Source organism: Streptomyces odontomachicola (genome assembly GCF_039605595.1).
Lineage (GTDB): Bacteria > Actinomycetota > Actinomycetes > Streptomycetales > Streptomycetaceae > Streptomyces.
On the sequence record NZ_JBCFOK010000015.1, the window covers coordinates 17689 to 34146 of the forward strand.

Genomic DNA, 16458 nt, shown 5'->3' on the forward strand with positions numbered 1-16458 from the left:
CTTTCCAATGCTTGCCACGGCGGGAGGTCCATGCTAACGGTCCGCGGACACTGCCAGGACCCGGTCCGCCGCAGGGGCTCGCTGTACGGGGATGGGCGTACGGGGGCTGCGTCGGACCCCGTACGGGAAGAGGAGCGGCGCGCTACTGCTCGGCGAGTGCCCGCAGCCTGCTCAGCGCTCTGTGCTGGGCAACGCGCACGGCCCCGGGAGACATTCCGAGCATCTGCCCGGTCTCCTCGGCGGTCAGCCCGACGGCGACCCGCAGCAGCACCAGCTCCCGCTGGTGGTCCGGGAGGTTGTCCAGCAGCTTCTTCGCCCACTCGGCGTCGCTGCTGAGCACCGCGCGCTCCTCGGGCCCCAGCGAGTCGTCGGGCCGCTCCGGCATCTCGTCGGAGGGCACCGCCGTGCTGCCGGGCCCGCGCATCGCGGCGCGCTGCAGATCGGCGACCTTGTGCTGGGCGATGGCCACCACGAAGGCCTCGAAGGGCTTCCCGGTGTCGCGATACCGCGGCAGGGCGCAGAGCACCGCGATGCAGACCTCCTGGGCGAGGTCGTCCACGAAGTGCCGGGCGTCGCCGGGGAGTCGGGTGAGGCGCGTGCGGCAATAGCGCAGCGCCAGCGGGTGCACATGGGCGAGGAGATCGTGCGTCGCCTGCTCGTCCCCCTCGGCAGCGCGCTGCACGAGGGCGCTCACGACCGCCGTCTCGTCGTGCCCGTCATCGCGCATCGGTCCATGGTGCACCGGCGCCGTACGATCCGTGGCACCGCGCCCATAGTTGTGCACCGAAGCGTTATGAGCAGGCGCACTGGCCGCCATATCCCGCGCCCTCCCCTCACGCCTGACCGGCCGGTCCCCGAGGAACTCCATACTCCCAAGCATGCGGCACGCGCGAGATTACGTGCCGCCCAGCCGCCACGCCCCCTCCCCGGCGGCACCCCGCCAGGGCGGGAAATCCCCGGCCGGGACGGGCGGGCGGTCGGCGAACGTGAGTTACCGCATCCCCCGTGACCCGCGGCCCGAACGGCGCCGGAGAGCCTCTGCGGGCGTCTCCGGGACCCCGGCGCCGCGGGGGAAACAGCAGCGGCGGACGTGAGCTAACGCACGAGCCCCCAGCGGAAGCCGAGCGCCACCGCGTGCGCGCGGTCCGAGGCGCCGAGCTTCTTGAAGAGACGCCGGGCGTGGGTCTTCACGGTGTCCTCGGACAGGAAGAGCTCGCGCCCGATCTCGGCGTTGGAGCGGCCGTGGCTCATGCCCTCCAGCACCTGGATCTCGCGCGCCGTGAGCGTCGGCGCGGCGCCCATCTCGGCCGAGCGCAGACGCCGCGGCGCGAGCCGCCATGTCGGGTCGGCCAGTGCCTGGGTCACCGTGGCCCGCAGCTCGGCGCGGGATGCGTCCTTGTGGAGGTATCCACGGGCGCCGGCCGCCACCGCCAGGGCCACGCCGTCCAGATCCTCCGCCACGGTCAGCATGATGACCCTGGCGCCGGGGTCGGCCGAGAGCAGCCGCCGCACGGTCTCCACTCCGCCGAGCCCTGGCATCCGTACGTCCATCAGGATCAGGTCGGAGCGGTCGGCGCCCCAGCGGCGGAGGACTTCCTCGCCGTTGGCCGCCGTCGTCACGCGCTCGACGCCGGGCACGGTCGCGACCGCGCGGCGGAGCGCCTCTCGGGCAAGCGGGGAGTCGTCGCAGACGAGGACGGATGTCATGACCGCCCTCCGCAGCTGATGCGCGTCACCTTGAGCCTCCAGGCTGCTGTTGAATCGTCACCTGTGCGATCGACGGCCTCGGACGCTGAATGCCCGAGCCGGTCTTCCGCCAACCGCTTCCGCCTTCTCAACGACGGTCACCCAAAAGAGTTACGGCCTTCAGCGGTCACATTCGGCACTCTACGTGATTGCGCGCACACGGATCAGCTACATCGCGGGGTCGGGGCGCCATCGCCCGACTCATGTCCGTTTTTGCACTAGTTGATGCGCTTCCTTCCGTTTCGTGACTTCTATGACTAGATTCGCAATGAGTCATATTTACGCACGAGTGACTGGCGAGCCTCAGGGCGCCTTCGAGAGGACACGTGATGGCAGACTTCTCCCGCCTTCCGGGCCCGAACGCCGACCTGTGGGACTGGCAACTCCTCGCCGCCTGCCGCGGTGTCGACAGCTCCCTCTTCTTTCACCCCGAGGGTGAGCGCGGCGCGGCCCGCAGTGCGCGCGAGACATCCGCGAAGGAGGTGTGCATGCGCTGCCCGGTGCGCTCCGAGTGCGCGGCACACGCGCTGGCGGTGCGGGAACCGTACGGCGTCTGGGGCGGGCTCACCGAGGACGAGCGCGAGGAGCTGATGGGCCGCGCCCGCAGCAGGATGGCCACGGCACACGCGGGAACGGGACACGCCGGAACGGCGCACGCCGGACACGCACACACGGGTCAGGCCGCGCCCAGCAGGGCGGCAAGCTGAGCAGAAACGTTCAGGCAGGAGCAGGCAAGAGCAGGCAGGAGGGCGCCCAGGGCGCCCGCACGGTTCAGCAACCCCACGTACGCCCCCACGTGCGCCTCAGCGCGCTGCCGCGGACTCCAGGCGGTCCAGCATCCCCGCGATCGCGGGGACGCGGTCCAGGTCGGGCAGGGTGAGGGCGACGACCTCGCGGCGTACGGCCGGGGCGATGCGGACCGTGCGGGCGCCCTTGGGCTGCACGGACTCGACCGCGAGCTCGGGCAGCACCGCCACGCCGAGGCCCGCGCCGACCAGGCCGACGACGGCCGGGTAGTCGTCGGTCGCGAAGTCGATGCGCGGGGTGAAGCCCGCCGCCTCGCAGACCTCGACGAGGTGGCGGCGGCAGCGCGGGCAGCCGGCGATCCACGGCTCCTCGGCGAGCGTGCCGATCTCCACCTCCTCCTCGGTCAGCGCGAAGGGGTGGTCCCGCGGTACGAGGCCGACGAGCCGGTCGGTCAGGAGCGGACGCACCGTCAGGTCGTCCCACTCCGGCGAGGATTCATAGCGGAAGGCCAGGGCGATGTCGCACTCGCCGGCCCGCAGCATGTCCACCGAACGGGGCGGCTCGGCCTCCACCAGGGACACGCGGGTGCCCGGGTGGTCGGCGCGCAGCGCGGCGACGGCGGTGGGGACCAGCGAGGAGCTGCCGCTCGGGAACGAGGCCAGCCGCACCCGCCCGGCGCGCAGCCCCGCGATCGCGGCGACCTCCTCCTCGGCGGCGGTGAGCCCGGCGAGGATGCCCGCGGCGTGCTTGACCAGCGCCTCGCCCGCCTCCGTGAGCCGGGTCTCGCGCCCCGTACGGACCAGCAGGGGTGTGCCCGCCGACTGCTCCAGCGCGCGCATCTGCTGGCTCACGGCGGGCTGGGTGCAGCCCAGCTCGCGCGCGGCGGCGGAGAAGGAACCGGCGTGTGCGACCGCGCGCAGGACGCGGAGATGACGTGCCTCGATCACGTCTTCGAGCATAAGGCGGGCTTGGGCGTATCCGGAAAATTCCGGTGGCGGCTTTGAGGGCGGTCCCTTCAGGAACGCCCGGCGTCGCGGCGGAGTTCCTGCGGAGTTCCGGATGCGGACCTGAGGCGGTCCAGGGCCCGCGCGCCAAGGCGTACGAGACGGCGCTGAGGCACGTACGGGAGGCGCGCAGGGCCCAACCGGCGTACGGGGCGCGGCGGTTCGGGGCCGCGGGGGCGGGAGGGGCGTGGGCTGCGCGGCAGTCGATAGCGTTCCTCCATGACGACAGCGTTGATTACGGGAGCGACGGCGGGGATCGGTGCCGCGTTCGCGCGGCGGCTGGCCCGCGACGGACACGATGTGGTGCTGGTGGCGCGCGATGCCGAGCGGCTGCGCACCCAGGCGGCCGAGCTGCACGACAGGCACGGGGTCGAGGTCTCGGTGCTCTCGGCCGACCTGGCCACGGAGGAGGGCATCAGCACGGTCGAGGAGCGGCTGCGGGACACGGCGAACCCGGTCGACCTGCTGGTCAACAACGCGGGGTTCGGCAACAAGGGCCAGTACATGCAGGTCCCCATGGCCGACGAGCTGACCATGCTCAAGGTGCACTGCGAGGCGGTGCTGCGGCTCACCACGGCCGCGGCGGAGAGCATGCGCGAGCGGCGCAGGGGCGGTGTCGTGAACGTGGCCTCGGTGGCCGCCTTCGTGCCGCGCGGCACCTACGGGGCGAGCAAGGCGTGGGTCGTGCAGTTCACCCAGGGCGCGGCGAAGGACCTGGCCGGGTCCGGGGTGCGGCTGATGGCGCTGTGCCCGGGTTTCGTGCGGACCGAGTTCCACGAGCGCGCGGGCATGGACACCGGCAACATCCCCGGCTGGATGTGGCTGGACGCGGACAAGCTGGTGGACGCGGCGATGAAGGACCTCGCGCGCGGCAAGTCGCTGTCCATCCCTGACCCGCGCTACAAGGTGCTGACCGGCGCCACCAAGCTGCTGCCCCGCGCGGTGATCTCCCGCGCGTCCTCGACGACGGGGCGCAAGTACGGGCCGCAGTAAGGGATTTCCGCGCGCCGGCCTCGTACGACCGCGCACAAGGGCCGCGTACGAGAGCCGCACGCACAAGAGCCGCACGCACGAGGGCCGGTGCTCCCGCGACGGGAGTACCGGCCCTCGGCGGCTGAGCCTCGGCTATCGGCTCATCCGCGCGTCAGCGCGCTCGCTCAGTGGGCGTGGCCGTGGCCGTGGCCGCCCGCGGCCTCTTCCTCCTCGGCCGGCTTCTCGACGACCAGGGTCTCGGTCGTGAGCAGCAGGGAGGCGATGGAGGCGGCGTTCTCCAGGGCGGAGCGGGTGACCTTGACCGGGTCGATGACGCCCTCCTTGATGAGGTCGCCGTAGACGCCGGTGGCGGCGTTGAAGCCCTGGCCCTTCTCCAGCTCGCTCACCTTGGAGGTGATGACGTAGCCCTCGTGGCCGGCGTTCTCCGCGATCCAGCGCAGCGGCTCGACCACGGCGCGGCGGACGGCCGCGACACCGGTGGCCACGTCGCCCTCCTTGCCGAGGGAGTCCTCCAGCACCTTGGCGGCGTGCACCAGCGCGGTGCCGCCACCGGAGACGATGCCCTCCTCGACCGCGGCGCGGGTCGCGGAGATGGCGTCCTCCAGGCGGTGCTTCTTCTCCTTGAGCTCGACCTCGGTGGCCGCGCCGACGCGGATGACGCAGACGCCGCCGGCCAGCTTGGCCAGGCGCTCCTGGAGCTTCTCGCGGTCCCAGTCCGAGTCGGTGTTCTCGATCTCGGCCTTGATCTGGGCGACACGGGCCTGCACGTCCTCGGCGTTGCCGCCGCCGTCGACGATGGTGGTGTCGTCCTTGGTGATGGTCACGCGGCGCGCGGTGCCCAGCACGTCCAGACCGGCCTGGTCGAGCTTGAGGCCGACCTCCTCGGCGATCACGGTGGCGCCGGTGAGGGTGGCCATGTCCTGCAGCATCGCCTTGCGGCGGTCGCCGAAGCCGGGGGCCTTCACGGCGGTGGCGTTGAAGGTGCCGCGGATCTTGTTCACCACGAGGGTGGAGAGGGCCTCGCCCTCGACGTCCTCGGCGATGATCAGCAGCGGCTTGGAGCCGCCGGACTGCATGATCTTCTCGAGCAGCGGCAGCAGGTCCTGGATGGAACCGATCTTGCCCTGGTGGATCAGGATGTACGGGTCGTCGAGGACGGCCTCCATACGCTCCTGGTCGGTCACCATGTAGGGCGACAGATAGCCCTTGTCGAAGGCCATGCCCTCGGTGAAGTCCAGCTCCAGGCCGAAGGTCTGGGACTCCTCGACGGTGATGACGCCGTCCTTGCCGACCTTGTCCATCGCCTCGGCGATCAGCTCGCCGACCTGCTTGTCCTGCGCGGACAGGGCGGCGACGGAGGCGATGTCCTCCTTGGAGTCGATCGGGCGCGCGGTGGCCAGCAGGTCGTCGGATACGGCCTTGACCGCGGCGTCGATGCCCTGCTTGAGGGCGGCCGGGGAGGCGCCGGCCGCGACGTTGCGCAGGCCCTCGCGGACCAGCGCCTGCGCCAGCACGGTGGCGGTGGTGGTGCCGTCACCAGCGATGTCGTTGGTCTTGGTCGCCACCTCCTTCACGAGCTGGGCGCCGAGGTTCTCGTACGGGTCCTCGACCTCTACCTCGCGGGCGATGGTGACGCCGTCGTTGGTGATGGTCGGGGCGCCGAACTTCTTGTCGATGACGACGTTCCGGCCCTTGGGGCCGATGGTCACCTTGACGGTGTCGGCGAGGCTGTTGACACCGCGCTCGAGGGCGCGACGGGCGTCCTCGTCGAACTTCAGGATCTTCGCCATGGGAGTTCTTGGTCCTCTCGTTGCGATGCTGGGCCGCTGCTCGCCGCGGCCGCCGTCGCGGAAACGAACCGCGCCCCGGCCCCGGCCATCCCTTGTCGGATGCCAGAAACCAGGGCGCGGATCAGAAGCTGTCTTCCGGCTTCGGTGAGCTGAGCTCGGTGCTTACTTCTCGACGACGGCGAGAACGTCGCGCGCCGAGAGGACGAGGTACTCCTCGCCGCTGTACTTCACCTCGGTGCCGCCGTACTTGCTGTACAGCACGATGTCGCCGACCTTCACGTCGAGCGGCAGGCGGTCGCCGTTCTCGAAGCGGCCCGGGCCGACGGCGAGGACGGTGCCCTCCTGGGGCTTCTCCTTCGCGGTGTCCGGGATGACCAGGCCGGAGGCCGTGGTCTCTTCGGCATCGAGCGGCTGGACCACGATCCGGTCCTCGAGCGGCTTGATGGCAACCTTGGAGCTGGCGGTCGTCACGATCCGACCTCCCCCTTCAGAGATCTCATCACTGGGGTCTTATGTCTGGGGTGGCGACCCGGTAGATCCGTCGTCGCGGGTGCCGGATCTTCCTGTCGCGAATATCTGGCACTCCCCAGTGGAGAGTGCCAGGGTTGAGATTATGCCGCGGTTAGCACTCAGTCAACCAGAGTGCCAGCGGCCTTCACCGGAGCGCGTCACTGCCGCGTACGCCCCCTCCCACCGGCCCCGACGCGTCCTCGCGGCTTCTCCGGGTCCTCCCCCCTACGGGGCCCGCTCCGCGCGCGCCCTTACGGGGAGAATGAGCACGTGGATCTCGATGCTTTCTCCGCGCTGCTGGAACCCGAGGGGCAGCGGCTGCTCGACGGCCTGCGCGGCTACGACCCGGCCGACGAACTCGCCGTCGCCACCAGGCTGCGCCGCGAGCACCCCGCGGAACTGGTCTCGGCCGCCCTCGCCCAGGCGCGGCTGCGGCAGCGCGCCGCGGCCAAGTTCGGCGCCGCTGACGCGGAGCGCATGTACTTCACGCCCGACGGGGTGGAGCAGTCGACCCGGGCGGTGGTGGCCGCGCACCGCGCGCGCAGGTTCGCCAAGGAGTACGGGGTGAGGGCGGTCGCCGATCTGTGCTGCGGCATCGGCGGCGACGCGATCGCGCTGGCCCGCGCGGGCGTACGGGTGCTCGCGGTGGACCGTTCCCCGCTGACCTGCGCGGTGGCCCGCGCGAACGCGGAGGCCCTGGGCCTCGACGGTCTCATCGAGGTGCGCTGCGAGGACGTGACGGAGGTACCGGGGGAAGAACTCGCCGGGTACGACGCGGTGTTCGTGGACCCTGCCCGTAGGGGTTCACCCGGAGGGGGGCGCGGGAAGAGCGGCAGGATCTTCGACCCCGAGGCCTATTCGCCGCCCCTGAGCTGGGCCGTGGAGACCGCCCGGCACTTCCCCTACGGGGCGCTGAAGGTGGCCCCGGGGATCCCGCACGAGGCGCTGCCCGAGGACGCCGAGGCGGAATGGATCTCCGACGGCGGGGATGTGAAGGAGGCCGTGCTGTGGTTCGGCGCGGGGGTGCGCGGGGGCGGCGTACGGGCGACCCTGCTTCCCGGCGGTGACGCGCTGGAGGGCAGCGGGCTCCCGGACCCCGACCCCGGCCCCGTCGGGCGCTATCTGTACGAGCCCGACGGGGCGGTGATCAGGGCGCACCTGGTCAGCGAGGTGGCCCAGCGGGTGGACGGCCGGCTGATCGACCCGACCATCGCGTACGTGACCGCCGACGCGCTGCACCCGACCCCGTACGCGAGCGCGTACGAGATCACGGATCAACTGCCCTTCAACGTAAAGAAGTTGAAGGCGCTGCTGCGGGAGCGCGGGGTCGGCGTCGTCACCGTCAAGAAGCGCGGCTCACCCGTCGAGCCCGAGGAACTGCGCAGGAAGCTCAAGCTCCAGGGGCAGGGCCCGCACGCGTGCACGGTGTTCCTCACCCGCGTCGACGGGGCGCCGACCATGCTGCTGGGGCACCCGGCGGGCGGGAGTCAGCAGTAGATGTAGCCGGGCCCGCGGCTCGACCAGGAACAAGAGTCCTTCCATGCGCCGGAGGCAGAGCGGAGGGTGGCCTTGTCGCCCGTGTTGTTCCACACGTACCAACTGCGCCACCAGTAGCGGTCGGTGCTGGTGTTGGAGCCCTTGCCGGTGTGCACGCGCACGCTCTTGCCGGGCTTGAGGGTGTAGGACGAGGTGAAGGTGTACGTGTAACCGGTGTTGTCCCGGACCGTCCACCCCTTGAGGTTCACGCCGTAGCCGGTGACGTTCTTCAGCGTGAAGTACTCCTTGTTGATCTGGGAGTTGGAGTGGGTGTCACTACCCGGCGCGTCGTACTGGAAGTAGCGGAACTTCACCGGATAGGTGGCCGCCTGCGCGGGCGCGGCGACCGTGACGCCAAGGACGACGGCTCCCGCTGCCGCCCCGCATATGAGGGCATGACGGATCTTCACTTGTGCCTCCGGGAGAGCACGCCCGGCGCTCTCACCGGGCAGATACCTACACCGTAGACCCGCGCACACCCCAAAGGAACAGGTTTCCGAAAAAACGGACACCGGTGCTGACTTCAGGTGTACAGATTCTTCCTGCTGAGCTCGTGCACGTGGTCATGGCCGTGGCCGTGGCCATGCCCGTTACCGTGGCCGTGCTCGTGGGCGCCGTCCGGGCCCGGGACGTGCGGCTCGGTCACCGGGAGCGAGGAGTCGGCCGGCAGGTCCCAGCCGGAGGCCGCGCGGTTGCGGGCGACCATCTCGGCGCCGAGTGCCGCGACCATGGCCCCGTTGTCGGTGCACAGCTTGGGCCGGGGCACCCGGAGGGTGATGCCGGCCTCGGCGCAGCGCTCCTGGGCCATCGCGCGCAGCCGGGAGTTGGCCGCGACGCCGCCGCCGATCATGAGGTGGTCGACGCCCTCGTCCTTGCAGGCCCTGATGGCCTTACGGGTCAGCACATCGGTGACCGCCTCCTGGAAGGAGGCCGAGACGTCCCTTACGGGTACGTCCTCGCCCGCGTTCCGCTTGGCCTCGATCCAGCGCGCCACGGAGGTCTTCAACCCCGAGAAGGAGAAGTCGTAGGGGGCGTCCCGGGGTCCGGTCAGCCCGCGCGGGAAGGCGATCGCGGCGGGGTCGCCCTCGCGCGCGTACTTGTCGATCACCGGGCCGCCCGGGAAGCCGAGGTTGAGGATCCGGGCCACCTTGTCGAAGGCCTCGCCCGCCGCGTCGTCGATGGTCGAGCCCAGCGGGCGCACGTCGGAGGTGATGTCCGGCGCGAGGAGCAGCGAGGAGTGCCCGCCGGACACCAGCAGCGCCATGGTCGGCTCGGGCAGCGCGCCGTGTTCGAGCTGGTCGACGCAGATGTGCGAGGCCAGGTGGTTGACCCCGTACACCGGCTTGCCGAGTGCGTACGCGTACGCCTTGGCCGCCGCCACGCCGACCAGCAGCGCGCCCGCCAGGCCAGGCCCCGCGGTCACGGCGATGCCGTCCAGGTCGGAGGCGGCGATCCCGGCCTCGCGCAGCGCGCGCTCGATGGTGGGGACCATGGCCTCCAGGTGCGCGCGGCTCGCGACCTCGGGCACCACGCCGCCGAACCTGGCGTGCTCGTCGACGCTGGAGGCGACCGCGTCGGCGAGCAGGGTGTGCCCGCGGACGATGCCGACACCGGTCTCGTCGCAGGAGGTCTCGATGCCGAGGACGAGGGGTTCGTCAGCCATGGCTCTGGGTTCCTTGGTTCGGGTCGTTCGGTTTGAGGGGTGTGGCGCCCGCCTCGCGGCGCATGACCAGCGCGTCCACGTTGCCCGGCTGGTAGTAGCCGCGGCGGATGCCGATGCGGGTGAACCCGAAGCGCTCGTACAGCCGTTGGGCCCTGAGGTTGTCCACCCGGACCTCCAGCAGCACCTCGCGGCAGCCGAGCTCCTCGGCGGCGGCGAGCAGGGTGGCCAGCAGGGTGCGGGCGAGCCCGGTGCCGCGGTGCTCGGGCAGCACGCCGATGGTGGTGATGTCGCCGGTGCCGTCGACCGCGGCGACGCCGCCGTGGCCCACGAGCGTGCCGTCCTCCGCGGCGGCGACGAGGTAGCGGCGGGAGGGGTGCGGGCCGCGCGCGTGCGCCAGCTCGGACCAGAACATGCCCGCGGTCCAGGCGTCCTCGGGAAACAGCGCGGCCTCCAGGCCGAGCACGGCGTCGATGTCCCACCAGCGCATCTCGCGCAGGGCGGCACCGGTGCCGTGGGCCTCGCCGCCGGTGGCAGCTGAGGTCACTTCGGGGTGACCACCTTGTAGTTGGCGGGGACCTTGGCGTCCGGGCGGCGCAGATAGAGGGGGCGCGGCGGCAGGAGCTCCTCGCCCCTGGCCAGCTTCTCCGCTGCCAACGATGCCAGGGCAGCGGCCGACTGGTCGGCGGGGAGGTCACGCCGTGCCCCGTCGAAGACCTCCTCGTACAGCAGCGCGCCGGCGCCGACGGCGGAGAGCCCGGCGACCTGCTCGGCGATCTCCGCGGGGCGGTCGACGGCGGGCTCGCCGGTGCGGGTGCGGGAGTCCGCGTACCGCGCCCAGTAGACCTCCTTGCGGCGCGCGTCGGTCGCGACGACGAAGGGGGTGTCCAGGCCGGAGGCGTACGCGATGCCGTCCAGGGTGCACAGTCCGTGCACCGGGATGCCCAGCGCGGCGGCGAAGGAATCGGCGGTGGCGAGCCCGACCCTGAGGCCGGTGTAGGGGCCGGGGCCGACCCCGACCACGATCGCGTCCACCTCGCGCAGCCCGCGCCCGGCCTCCCGCAGCACCCGGTCGACGGCGGGCAGGAGCAGCTCGCCGTGGTGCCGGGCGTCGTTCTGGTCGGATGTGGCGAGGGTCCCGCCGCCGTCGGTGTCGTGCAGGGCGACGGTGATGGCGGGGGTAGCGGTGTCAAGAGCGAGCAGCAGCACACAGCCAGAGTACGGCGGCGCGCGCGGCGCCCGTGCCGGGGTCCCACCCGTAGGGGACGTTCCCGTACGGGCCGGACCCGTACGGGTGGGGTCCCTAGGGGTCAGGGCCCGTACGGGTGGGCCCCTGGGTGCCGGGTCCCGTACGGGTGGAGCCCCTAGGTGCCGGGTCCCGTACGGGTCGGACCCGTACGGGAACCCCCGAGCCGCTCAGTCGCCGCTCAGCCGCTCACTTGCCGCCGACCTTGAGGCCCGAGCCGGTCAGCTTCGCGTGGATGCCGTCCTTCTCGACCGAGATCCCGCGCAGCTTCACGTGGCCCGGCATCTCGGGCAGCCGGGTGTTGAGGGACAGCTTGTCCTGGAGCTTCGGCACCTTGAGCTGCCGCACGCTGTCGACCAGGCCCGGGTCGATGCCGACCTTCTTCAGCAGCCACGGGCGCTTGAGCACCTCGTCCAGCATGTTGACCTTCATCAGCCGGTCGACGAACTTCGGCGAGCCCGTGACCTCGTGCAGCTTCTCCTCGCTCTGCCGCACCTGCTGCGCGCGCTCGTCGTTCAGCCCGAAGCGCTTGGCGATCGAGCGGACGCCGAACAGCGCCTTGGCCTGCGACGCGTCCTTCTGCACCCGCTGGGCCAGCGGCTTCGCGAGCCGCAGGCCGCCCTCCTTGCCCGGCGTGTAGGAGAACAGGCCCGGCACGTCGAGGCGCATGGAGTCCACCGTGGTGCCGACCGCCTGGTCGCCGGTGCGCTGCAGGTGGGCGCGGGCGCGCGCCTTGACCTTCTTGCCCGCGATCGGGAGCTCGCCGTCCGCCAGCACCGTGTTGGGGCCGCCGCCCGCGCGGAACTTGACCTGCGACGTTCCCAGTTCGCGGTCCAGGTCGTCGAAGTCGAGCAGCACGTCGCCGTGCATCTTGCCGAGGACGGCGCCCTTGATCGAGGTGGGGGTGTCGTCGCCGACGATCCGCACGTCCTTGATCGAGCCCTTCACCTGCGCGACCGAGACCCGGCCCGCGGGCATGTCCGGTATCGCGACGTCGACCTGGTCGAGGCGGTCGGTGGCGAACTGGCTGAGGAAGGGGAAGCCCCTGATGTGCACCTCGGGTTCGGCGTGCAGCTTCAGCGACTGCTGCACCTTCTCCGCCGCCTTGTTCTCCGCGTACAGGCCCGCCCAGCGGTCGCCTACGACGAGGAAGGCGAGCAGCGTGCACAGGGCGATCACGACCTTCAGGGTTCTGCGCACCCGGGACTTGCGCCGCCGTCGGACCGCCCTGATGTACGGCATCCGGTCCTCGTACCCGAAGTCGAAGTCCGGCTCGCCGCGGCCGTACTCGCCGCCCGCGCCCGGCCGCTCGTCCCCGCCCTCCAGATCCTCTGGGCGGAAGGTGAAGCCGAGTGTCTCGCCCGTGACGCCCTGACCGCCGCCGTCTCCGGGGGCACGCGTCCCGCCGCGTGCCCCGTACGGGTCATAGGGGTTCTCGTACGTTCCCTCGTACGGCTTCTCGTGGGGGTCGGGGTCGGCCGCGAGCGCCTCGTACGGGTTGGGCCGGGCCTCCCCCGTGGGGGCGGGGGCGTCGTCCGAGGCCAACTCTTCGTAAGGATTCCGTGCCGCTGGTATGCGGCCTGTGGAGTCTGTCGATGAACCGTGGGGGGCCATCGCCTTATGCGACCACAGGGGACACCGTTACTCCAAGTCCCACCTTTCGCCATGGCCTGACCTGGGCATGGTCTGACCGGATACGCCGCGCCGCCCTGCTACCGTCAACGCGGAACGGGCAGTTAGCACGAAAGTGCGGACGCAACACTGCGGACGGAAGACGGCAGCGGAAGCGAGAGGTGGCGGCGCACGGTGGCACGCAGCGGCAGCAGCCCGGGGGTGTTCGTCGCGGGTCTGACGGCGTTGGCCCTGGCCGTCATCGGCTTCTTCGCGTACCAGGCGAGCGCCGCACAGGAGCGCACCGGGGCGCACAAGCCCTCCCCGGGCGCCAGCGCATCCCCCTCGCCCGGCGGCAAGGGCAAGGACTCCGGCGGGAAGTCCGACAGCAAGGAGATCCCCGCCGCATCCGGCTCGGGCCAGCGCGTGGTCTACGCGCTGGACAGCGAGCGCGTCTGGCTGGTGAACGGGCAGGGCAAGGCCACCCGCACCTTCCGTGTGAAGCCGAGCACGGTGGACCCGCGGCCCGGCACCTACCAGGTGGGCAGCCGCTCCGGGCAGATCACGGGCTCCGACGGCATCCCGGTCGAGCACGTGGTGCGGTTCGCGAATGAGGGCGACATCACCATCGGCTTCAGCGCCGCGGTGAACGGCTCGACGGCGCCGCCCGCGCCCGGCAGGAAGACCGGCGGCATCCGCGAGAGCCGGGAGGACGGCGACGCGATGTGGAGGTTCGCGACGATCGGCACCAAGGTCGTGGTGGTCCCCTAGGGGGCACGCAGGGGCCACGCCCTTACGGGACCGGCCCCTTACGGGCTCCCCCTTAAGCCCTGAAGAGAGCGCCGCCGCGGGAGAACTCCCGGGCGGCGCTTGTGTTTTCCCGCCGTGCTGTCCGCTTCCCCGTCCCGCTCTCCCCGCTCGCCCCGGCGCTCTCAGGCCGCGTCGCGGCCCGGGCGCTGCTCGGGAACGGCGAGGATCGCGGCGGCCGAGGCGTCCGCGGTGTAGGGAACGCCGGACGCGCGGGGCGTCTCCGCGTCCTGTGCGGCCTCGGCGCCGGACTCCGGCGGAGTCGACACCGCGTCCGCGGCCGCACAGGAGGCCAGCAGCTGGTGCATCGACGGCGTCTCCTGCCTGGGCTCGCGTTCCTGGGCCGTCATGGGGTCCCTCCGGGGCTCCTGGGGCGGGCGTGGTTAGGCAGACCTAACCCAGCTCTGGGCTCCATAGGACCATGCCGCCCACCACCTGTGCAACATCTTCCCGACACCCTGTCGGAACGAGCTCCGGGAACGGGAAGTTCCCGGTGGGGCCGCCGCGGCGCCGGGGCCGCACACACATCGGGTCCCGTACGGGCCCCAGAAGGGGACCCCTGACGGGACCCGGAGAGCGCGGCCGCCCCGACGGCCGCGCGGATCAGGCGACGGTGAGCGGCGAGAGGTCGGCGTCCGCCCAGCGCGCGCCGACGCCGGTCACCGTGACAGCCCGTACGTCCTCGGCACCCTCCCCATAGGGGTCGCCCTCCCCGTAGGGGGCCTCGGGCGCGGGGGACGCGCCGCCGGTGGAGCGCTCGATCACCACGTGCAGCCGGTCCTCGGACAGCTCCTCGACCCTGCCCTCGCCCCACTCGACGGCGATCACCGAGTCCGGCAGGGAGACGTCGAGGTCCAGGTCCTCCATCTCGTCGAGGCCGCCGCCCAGCCGGTACGCGTCGACGTGCACCAGCGGCGGGCCGTCCCCGAGCGCGGGGTGCACCCGGGCGATCACGAAGGTCGGCGAGGTCACGTCGCCGCGCACGCCCAGGCCCTCGCCCAGGCCGCGGGTCAACGTGGTCTTGCCCGCGCCGAGTTCGCCGGTGAGCAGCACCAGGTCGCCGGGGCGCAGCAGCGCGGCGAGCCGGCGCCCGAGCTCGCGCATCCGCTCGGGGGTGCGCGCGACGAGGCTCGCGGTCGCCGCGGGAGCGGCCGTGCCGGGAGCGGTGTTCGCGGCAGCGACCGTCGCGGGGGCGGGGCCGCTCGCGGCGTCAGCCGTGTCCTTCGCCGGTCCGCCGGCCGTCGTCGCCGCCGCTTCCGCCGTTCCGGCGGCCGCGGCGCGTGCGTGCGGGGTTTCCTGGGTGTGCTGCGGTGCTTCCTTGCCCATGGGTCCGGATGGTACGCGTCAGCAATTCCGCGATGCGCTCGTTGACGGCCTCGGGGCGCTCCAGCATGGCCAGGTGCCCGGTGCGCTCCAGCACCTCGAGGCGGGCGGCGGGCAGCGCGGAGGCGATCGCCTCGCTGTGCGCGTGCGGGGTGAGCAGGTCGCGGTCGCCGATCAGCACCAGCGCGGGGCGGCCGTCGAAGGCGGCGAGCGCCTCGGTCTTCTCGTGCGCCTCGAACGCGGGGTAGAACTCCGCGACCACGTCGATCGGCACCGACTCGATCAGCCGCTCGGCGAACCTGGCCACCCCGGCGTCGACCTCCCGCACGGCGCCGAAGGAGTACCGCTTGACCAGCCCGGCGAGCAGGTCGGCCGCGGCCCGGCGGCCCCGCTCCACCAGCTCGGCCTGGGCCACCAGCGCCTTCAGGACCCCGGGCACCACGCGCCGCAGCACCTTCACCCCCGAGGGCGGCAGGGGCAACCCGTAGGTGAGGTCCCCCAGTCCGCCCGCACTGGTGCCGAGGAAGGCCGCGCCCACCACGCGCTCGGCGACGAACCCGGGGTACTGCGCGGCGAGCGCCATCATCGTCATGCCGCCCATGGAGTGCCCGATCAGCACGATGGGCCCCTCCGGGACCGCCGCGTCCAGCACCGCCTTCAGGTCGCGGCCGAGCAGGTCGATGCTCACCGGCTCGCCGACCGGGGCGCGGGCCGAACGCCCGTGGCTGCGCTGGTCCCAGTAGACCGCGCGCAGCGCACCGCGCAGGGCCGCGCGCTGGAAGTGCCAGACGTCCTGGCCGAGGCAGTAGCCGTGGCAGAAGACCACGGTCGGGAGCGCGCCGTCCGACCCCGCCTCGGCGCCGCCCGTACGGTCGCCGTGCCGGCCTCGGCGCCCGCGCAGCAGCCGCAGCAGCCTGCCGCGCTGCGAGGCCTCGGGGGTCTCCTCCCCCAGGGGCGGAGACGGCTGGGCGCCCGGCGGACCGAGCCGGATCGGGGCGACGCTGGGGCCGCCGGTCCCGTCGTGGGCCGCAGCGGCGGCGGCCTCCCTCGTACGGGGTCCGGGTCCGGCTCCGGGTGTCCCCCGGCTTCCCTCAGGGGCGGCTCCCGGGGGCGCGGGCTCTCCCTCGCCGGCGCCCCTGACCTCGCCCCCGGAGTCGGTCTCGGGGAACTCGTCGACCGCGTCCCCGAGTTCGTCGACCTCGTAGTACAGCTCCGTGCCGTCCTCGGCGACGGCCGTTCCCGGGGTGCCGCGCAGCGACCCGTAGGGGCCCGCGGCGTCCAGCGCCATCCGCGCCTTCTCCCGCACTCCGCGGTGCACGGTCAGGCGCTCGGCCGCGACGCCCGCCGCGACCAGTCCTATCGCCGCACCGGCCACCCCGGCCCTGCGCCACCTGCCGCCGGCTCCACTGGCGCTCGCGCCGGAACCGGCGGCCGCTCTGGCCGCCCCGGCCGCGCCGCCCACCGTGCTCTCCCCCTGGGTCATCG

The 16458-nt window shown here is 72.4% G+C and carries 17 protein-coding genes; 4 read left to right on the top strand and 13 right to left on the bottom strand.

The genetic code is table 11. From position 1 onward, the window contains the following. Nucleotides 1–142 precede the first annotated feature (142 nt). Both ABEE00_RS25350 and ABEE00_RS25355 read right to left on the bottom strand, forming a co-directional pair. Nucleotides 143–727 (bottom strand): sigma-70 family RNA polymerase sigma factor, encoded by a 585-nt coding sequence (locus tag ABEE00_RS25350; RefSeq protein ID WP_345747977.1) that lies wholly within the window; start codon nt 725–727, stop codon nt 143–145. 368 nt (nt 728–1095) lie between these two features. Then, nucleotides 1096–1707 (bottom strand): response regulator transcription factor, encoded by a 612-nt coding sequence (locus ABEE00_RS25355; RefSeq protein ID WP_345747978.1) that lies wholly within the window; start codon nt 1705–1707, stop codon nt 1096–1098. A 368-nt stretch (nt 1708–2075) separates the two neighbouring features. Between ABEE00_RS25355 and ABEE00_RS25360 the strand changes: the two genes are divergently transcribed. Beyond that, nucleotides 2076–2453, top strand: coding sequence for a WhiB family transcriptional regulator (locus ABEE00_RS25360; protein ID WP_345747979.1), 378 nt, complete (start codon nt 2076–2078; stop codon nt 2451–2453). Nucleotides 2454–2549: 96 nt separating this feature from the next. Here the strand turns inward: ABEE00_RS25360 and ABEE00_RS25365 are convergent, their stop codons facing one another. Then, nucleotides 2550–3440: a LysR family transcriptional regulator gene (locus ABEE00_RS25365; protein WP_345747980.1), complete on the bottom strand. Its 891-nt coding sequence runs from the start codon at nt 3438–3440 to the stop codon at nt 2550–2552. Between the two features lie 276 nt (nt 3441–3716). Between ABEE00_RS25365 and ABEE00_RS25370 the strand changes: the two genes are divergently transcribed. Then, nucleotides 3717–4490 (top strand): SDR family NAD(P)-dependent oxidoreductase, encoded by a 774-nt coding sequence (locus ABEE00_RS25370; RefSeq protein ID WP_345747981.1) that lies wholly within the window; start codon nt 3717–3719, stop codon nt 4488–4490. 164 nt (nt 4491–4654) lie between these two features. Here the strand turns inward: ABEE00_RS25370 and groL are convergent, their stop codons facing one another. Together groL and groES are read right to left on the bottom strand one after the other, a co-directional pair. Further along, nucleotides 4655–6280, bottom strand: coding sequence for a chaperonin GroEL (gene groL, locus ABEE00_RS25375; RefSeq protein ID WP_345747982.1), 1626 nt, complete (start codon nt 6278–6280; stop codon nt 4655–4657). 162 nt (nt 6281–6442) lie between these two features. Next, complete coding sequence (groES, locus tag ABEE00_RS25380; protein ID WP_345747983.1) at nt 6443–6751, bottom strand: co-chaperone GroES; 309 nt, start codon at nt 6749–6751, stop codon at nt 6443–6445. 309 nt (nt 6752–7060) lie between these two features. Between groES and ABEE00_RS25385 the strand changes: the two genes are divergently transcribed. After that, a complete protein-coding gene (locus ABEE00_RS25385; protein WP_345747984.1) occupies nt 7061–8287 on the top strand; it encodes a class I SAM-dependent methyltransferase in 1227 nt (408 codons plus the stop codon). On the opposite strand, the gene ABEE00_RS25390 is transcribed toward ABEE00_RS25385, so the two are convergent. The 5 genes from ABEE00_RS25390 to ABEE00_RS25410 all read right to left on the bottom strand — a co-directional run bounded on the left by ABEE00_RS25390 (nt 8278) and on the right by ABEE00_RS25410 (nt 12777). Continuing rightward, on the bottom strand, nt 8278–8736 hold the full coding sequence (locus tag ABEE00_RS25390; RefSeq protein WP_345747985.1) for a lamin tail domain-containing protein: 459 nt from the start codon (nt 8734–8736) through the stop codon (nt 8278–8280). The two genes, ABEE00_RS25385 and ABEE00_RS25390, sit on opposite strands and share 10 nt — an antisense overlap. A 113-nt stretch (nt 8737–8849) precedes the next feature. Further along, complete coding sequence (tsaD, locus tag ABEE00_RS25395) at nt 8850–9989, bottom strand: tRNA (adenosine(37)-N6)-threonylcarbamoyltransferase complex transferase subunit TsaD (RefSeq protein WP_345747986.1); 1140 nt, start codon at nt 9987–9989, stop codon at nt 8850–8852. Beyond that, nucleotides 9982–10476, bottom strand: a complete 495-nt coding sequence (rimI, locus tag ABEE00_RS25400) for a ribosomal protein S18-alanine N-acetyltransferase (protein WP_345748172.1) — start codon at nt 10474–10476, stop codon at nt 9982–9984. The genes tsaD and rimI overlap by 8 nt, the downstream gene beginning before the upstream one ends. A 53-nt stretch (nt 10477–10529) precedes the next feature. Next, on the bottom strand, nt 10530–11195 hold the full coding sequence (gene tsaB / locus ABEE00_RS25405) for a tRNA (adenosine(37)-N6)-threonylcarbamoyltransferase complex dimerization subunit type 1 TsaB (RefSeq protein WP_345747987.1): 666 nt from the start codon (nt 11193–11195) through the stop codon (nt 10530–10532). A gap of 226 nt (nt 11196–11421) precedes the next feature. After that, nucleotides 11422–12777, bottom strand: a complete 1356-nt coding sequence (locus tag ABEE00_RS25410) for an LmeA family phospholipid-binding protein (protein ID WP_345747988.1) — start codon at nt 12775–12777, stop codon at nt 11422–11424. Between the two features lie 261 nt (nt 12778–13038). Between ABEE00_RS25410 and ABEE00_RS25415 the strand changes: the two genes are divergently transcribed. Further along, on the top strand, nt 13039–13614 hold the full coding sequence (locus ABEE00_RS25415) for a hypothetical protein (protein WP_345747989.1): 576 nt from the start codon (nt 13039–13041) through the stop codon (nt 13612–13614). A 161-nt stretch (nt 13615–13775) separates the two neighbouring features. Here the strand turns inward: ABEE00_RS25415 and ABEE00_RS25420 are convergent, their stop codons facing one another. The 3 genes from ABEE00_RS25420 to ABEE00_RS25430 form a co-directional block, all read right to left on the bottom strand. Then, nucleotides 13776–14000: a hypothetical protein gene (locus ABEE00_RS25420; RefSeq protein WP_345747990.1), complete on the bottom strand. Its 225-nt coding sequence runs from the start codon at nt 13998–14000 to the stop codon at nt 13776–13778. Nucleotides 14001–14253: 253 nt separating this feature from the next. Next, nucleotides 14254–14754 carry a tRNA (adenosine(37)-N6)-threonylcarbamoyltransferase complex ATPase subunit type 1 TsaE gene (gene tsaE / locus ABEE00_RS25425; protein ID WP_345748173.1) on the bottom strand — a complete coding sequence of 167 codons (501 nt, stop codon included), beginning with the start codon at nt 14752–14754 and terminating at the stop codon, nt 14254–14256. A 106-nt stretch (nt 14755–14860) separates the two neighbouring features. Next, the gene (locus tag ABEE00_RS25430; protein WP_345747991.1) at nt 14861–16456 is read right to left on the bottom strand and encodes an alpha/beta fold hydrolase; all 1596 of its coding nucleotides are present in this window, start codon (nt 16454–16456) and stop codon (nt 14861–14863) included. Nucleotides 16457–16458: the final 2 nt, after the last annotated feature.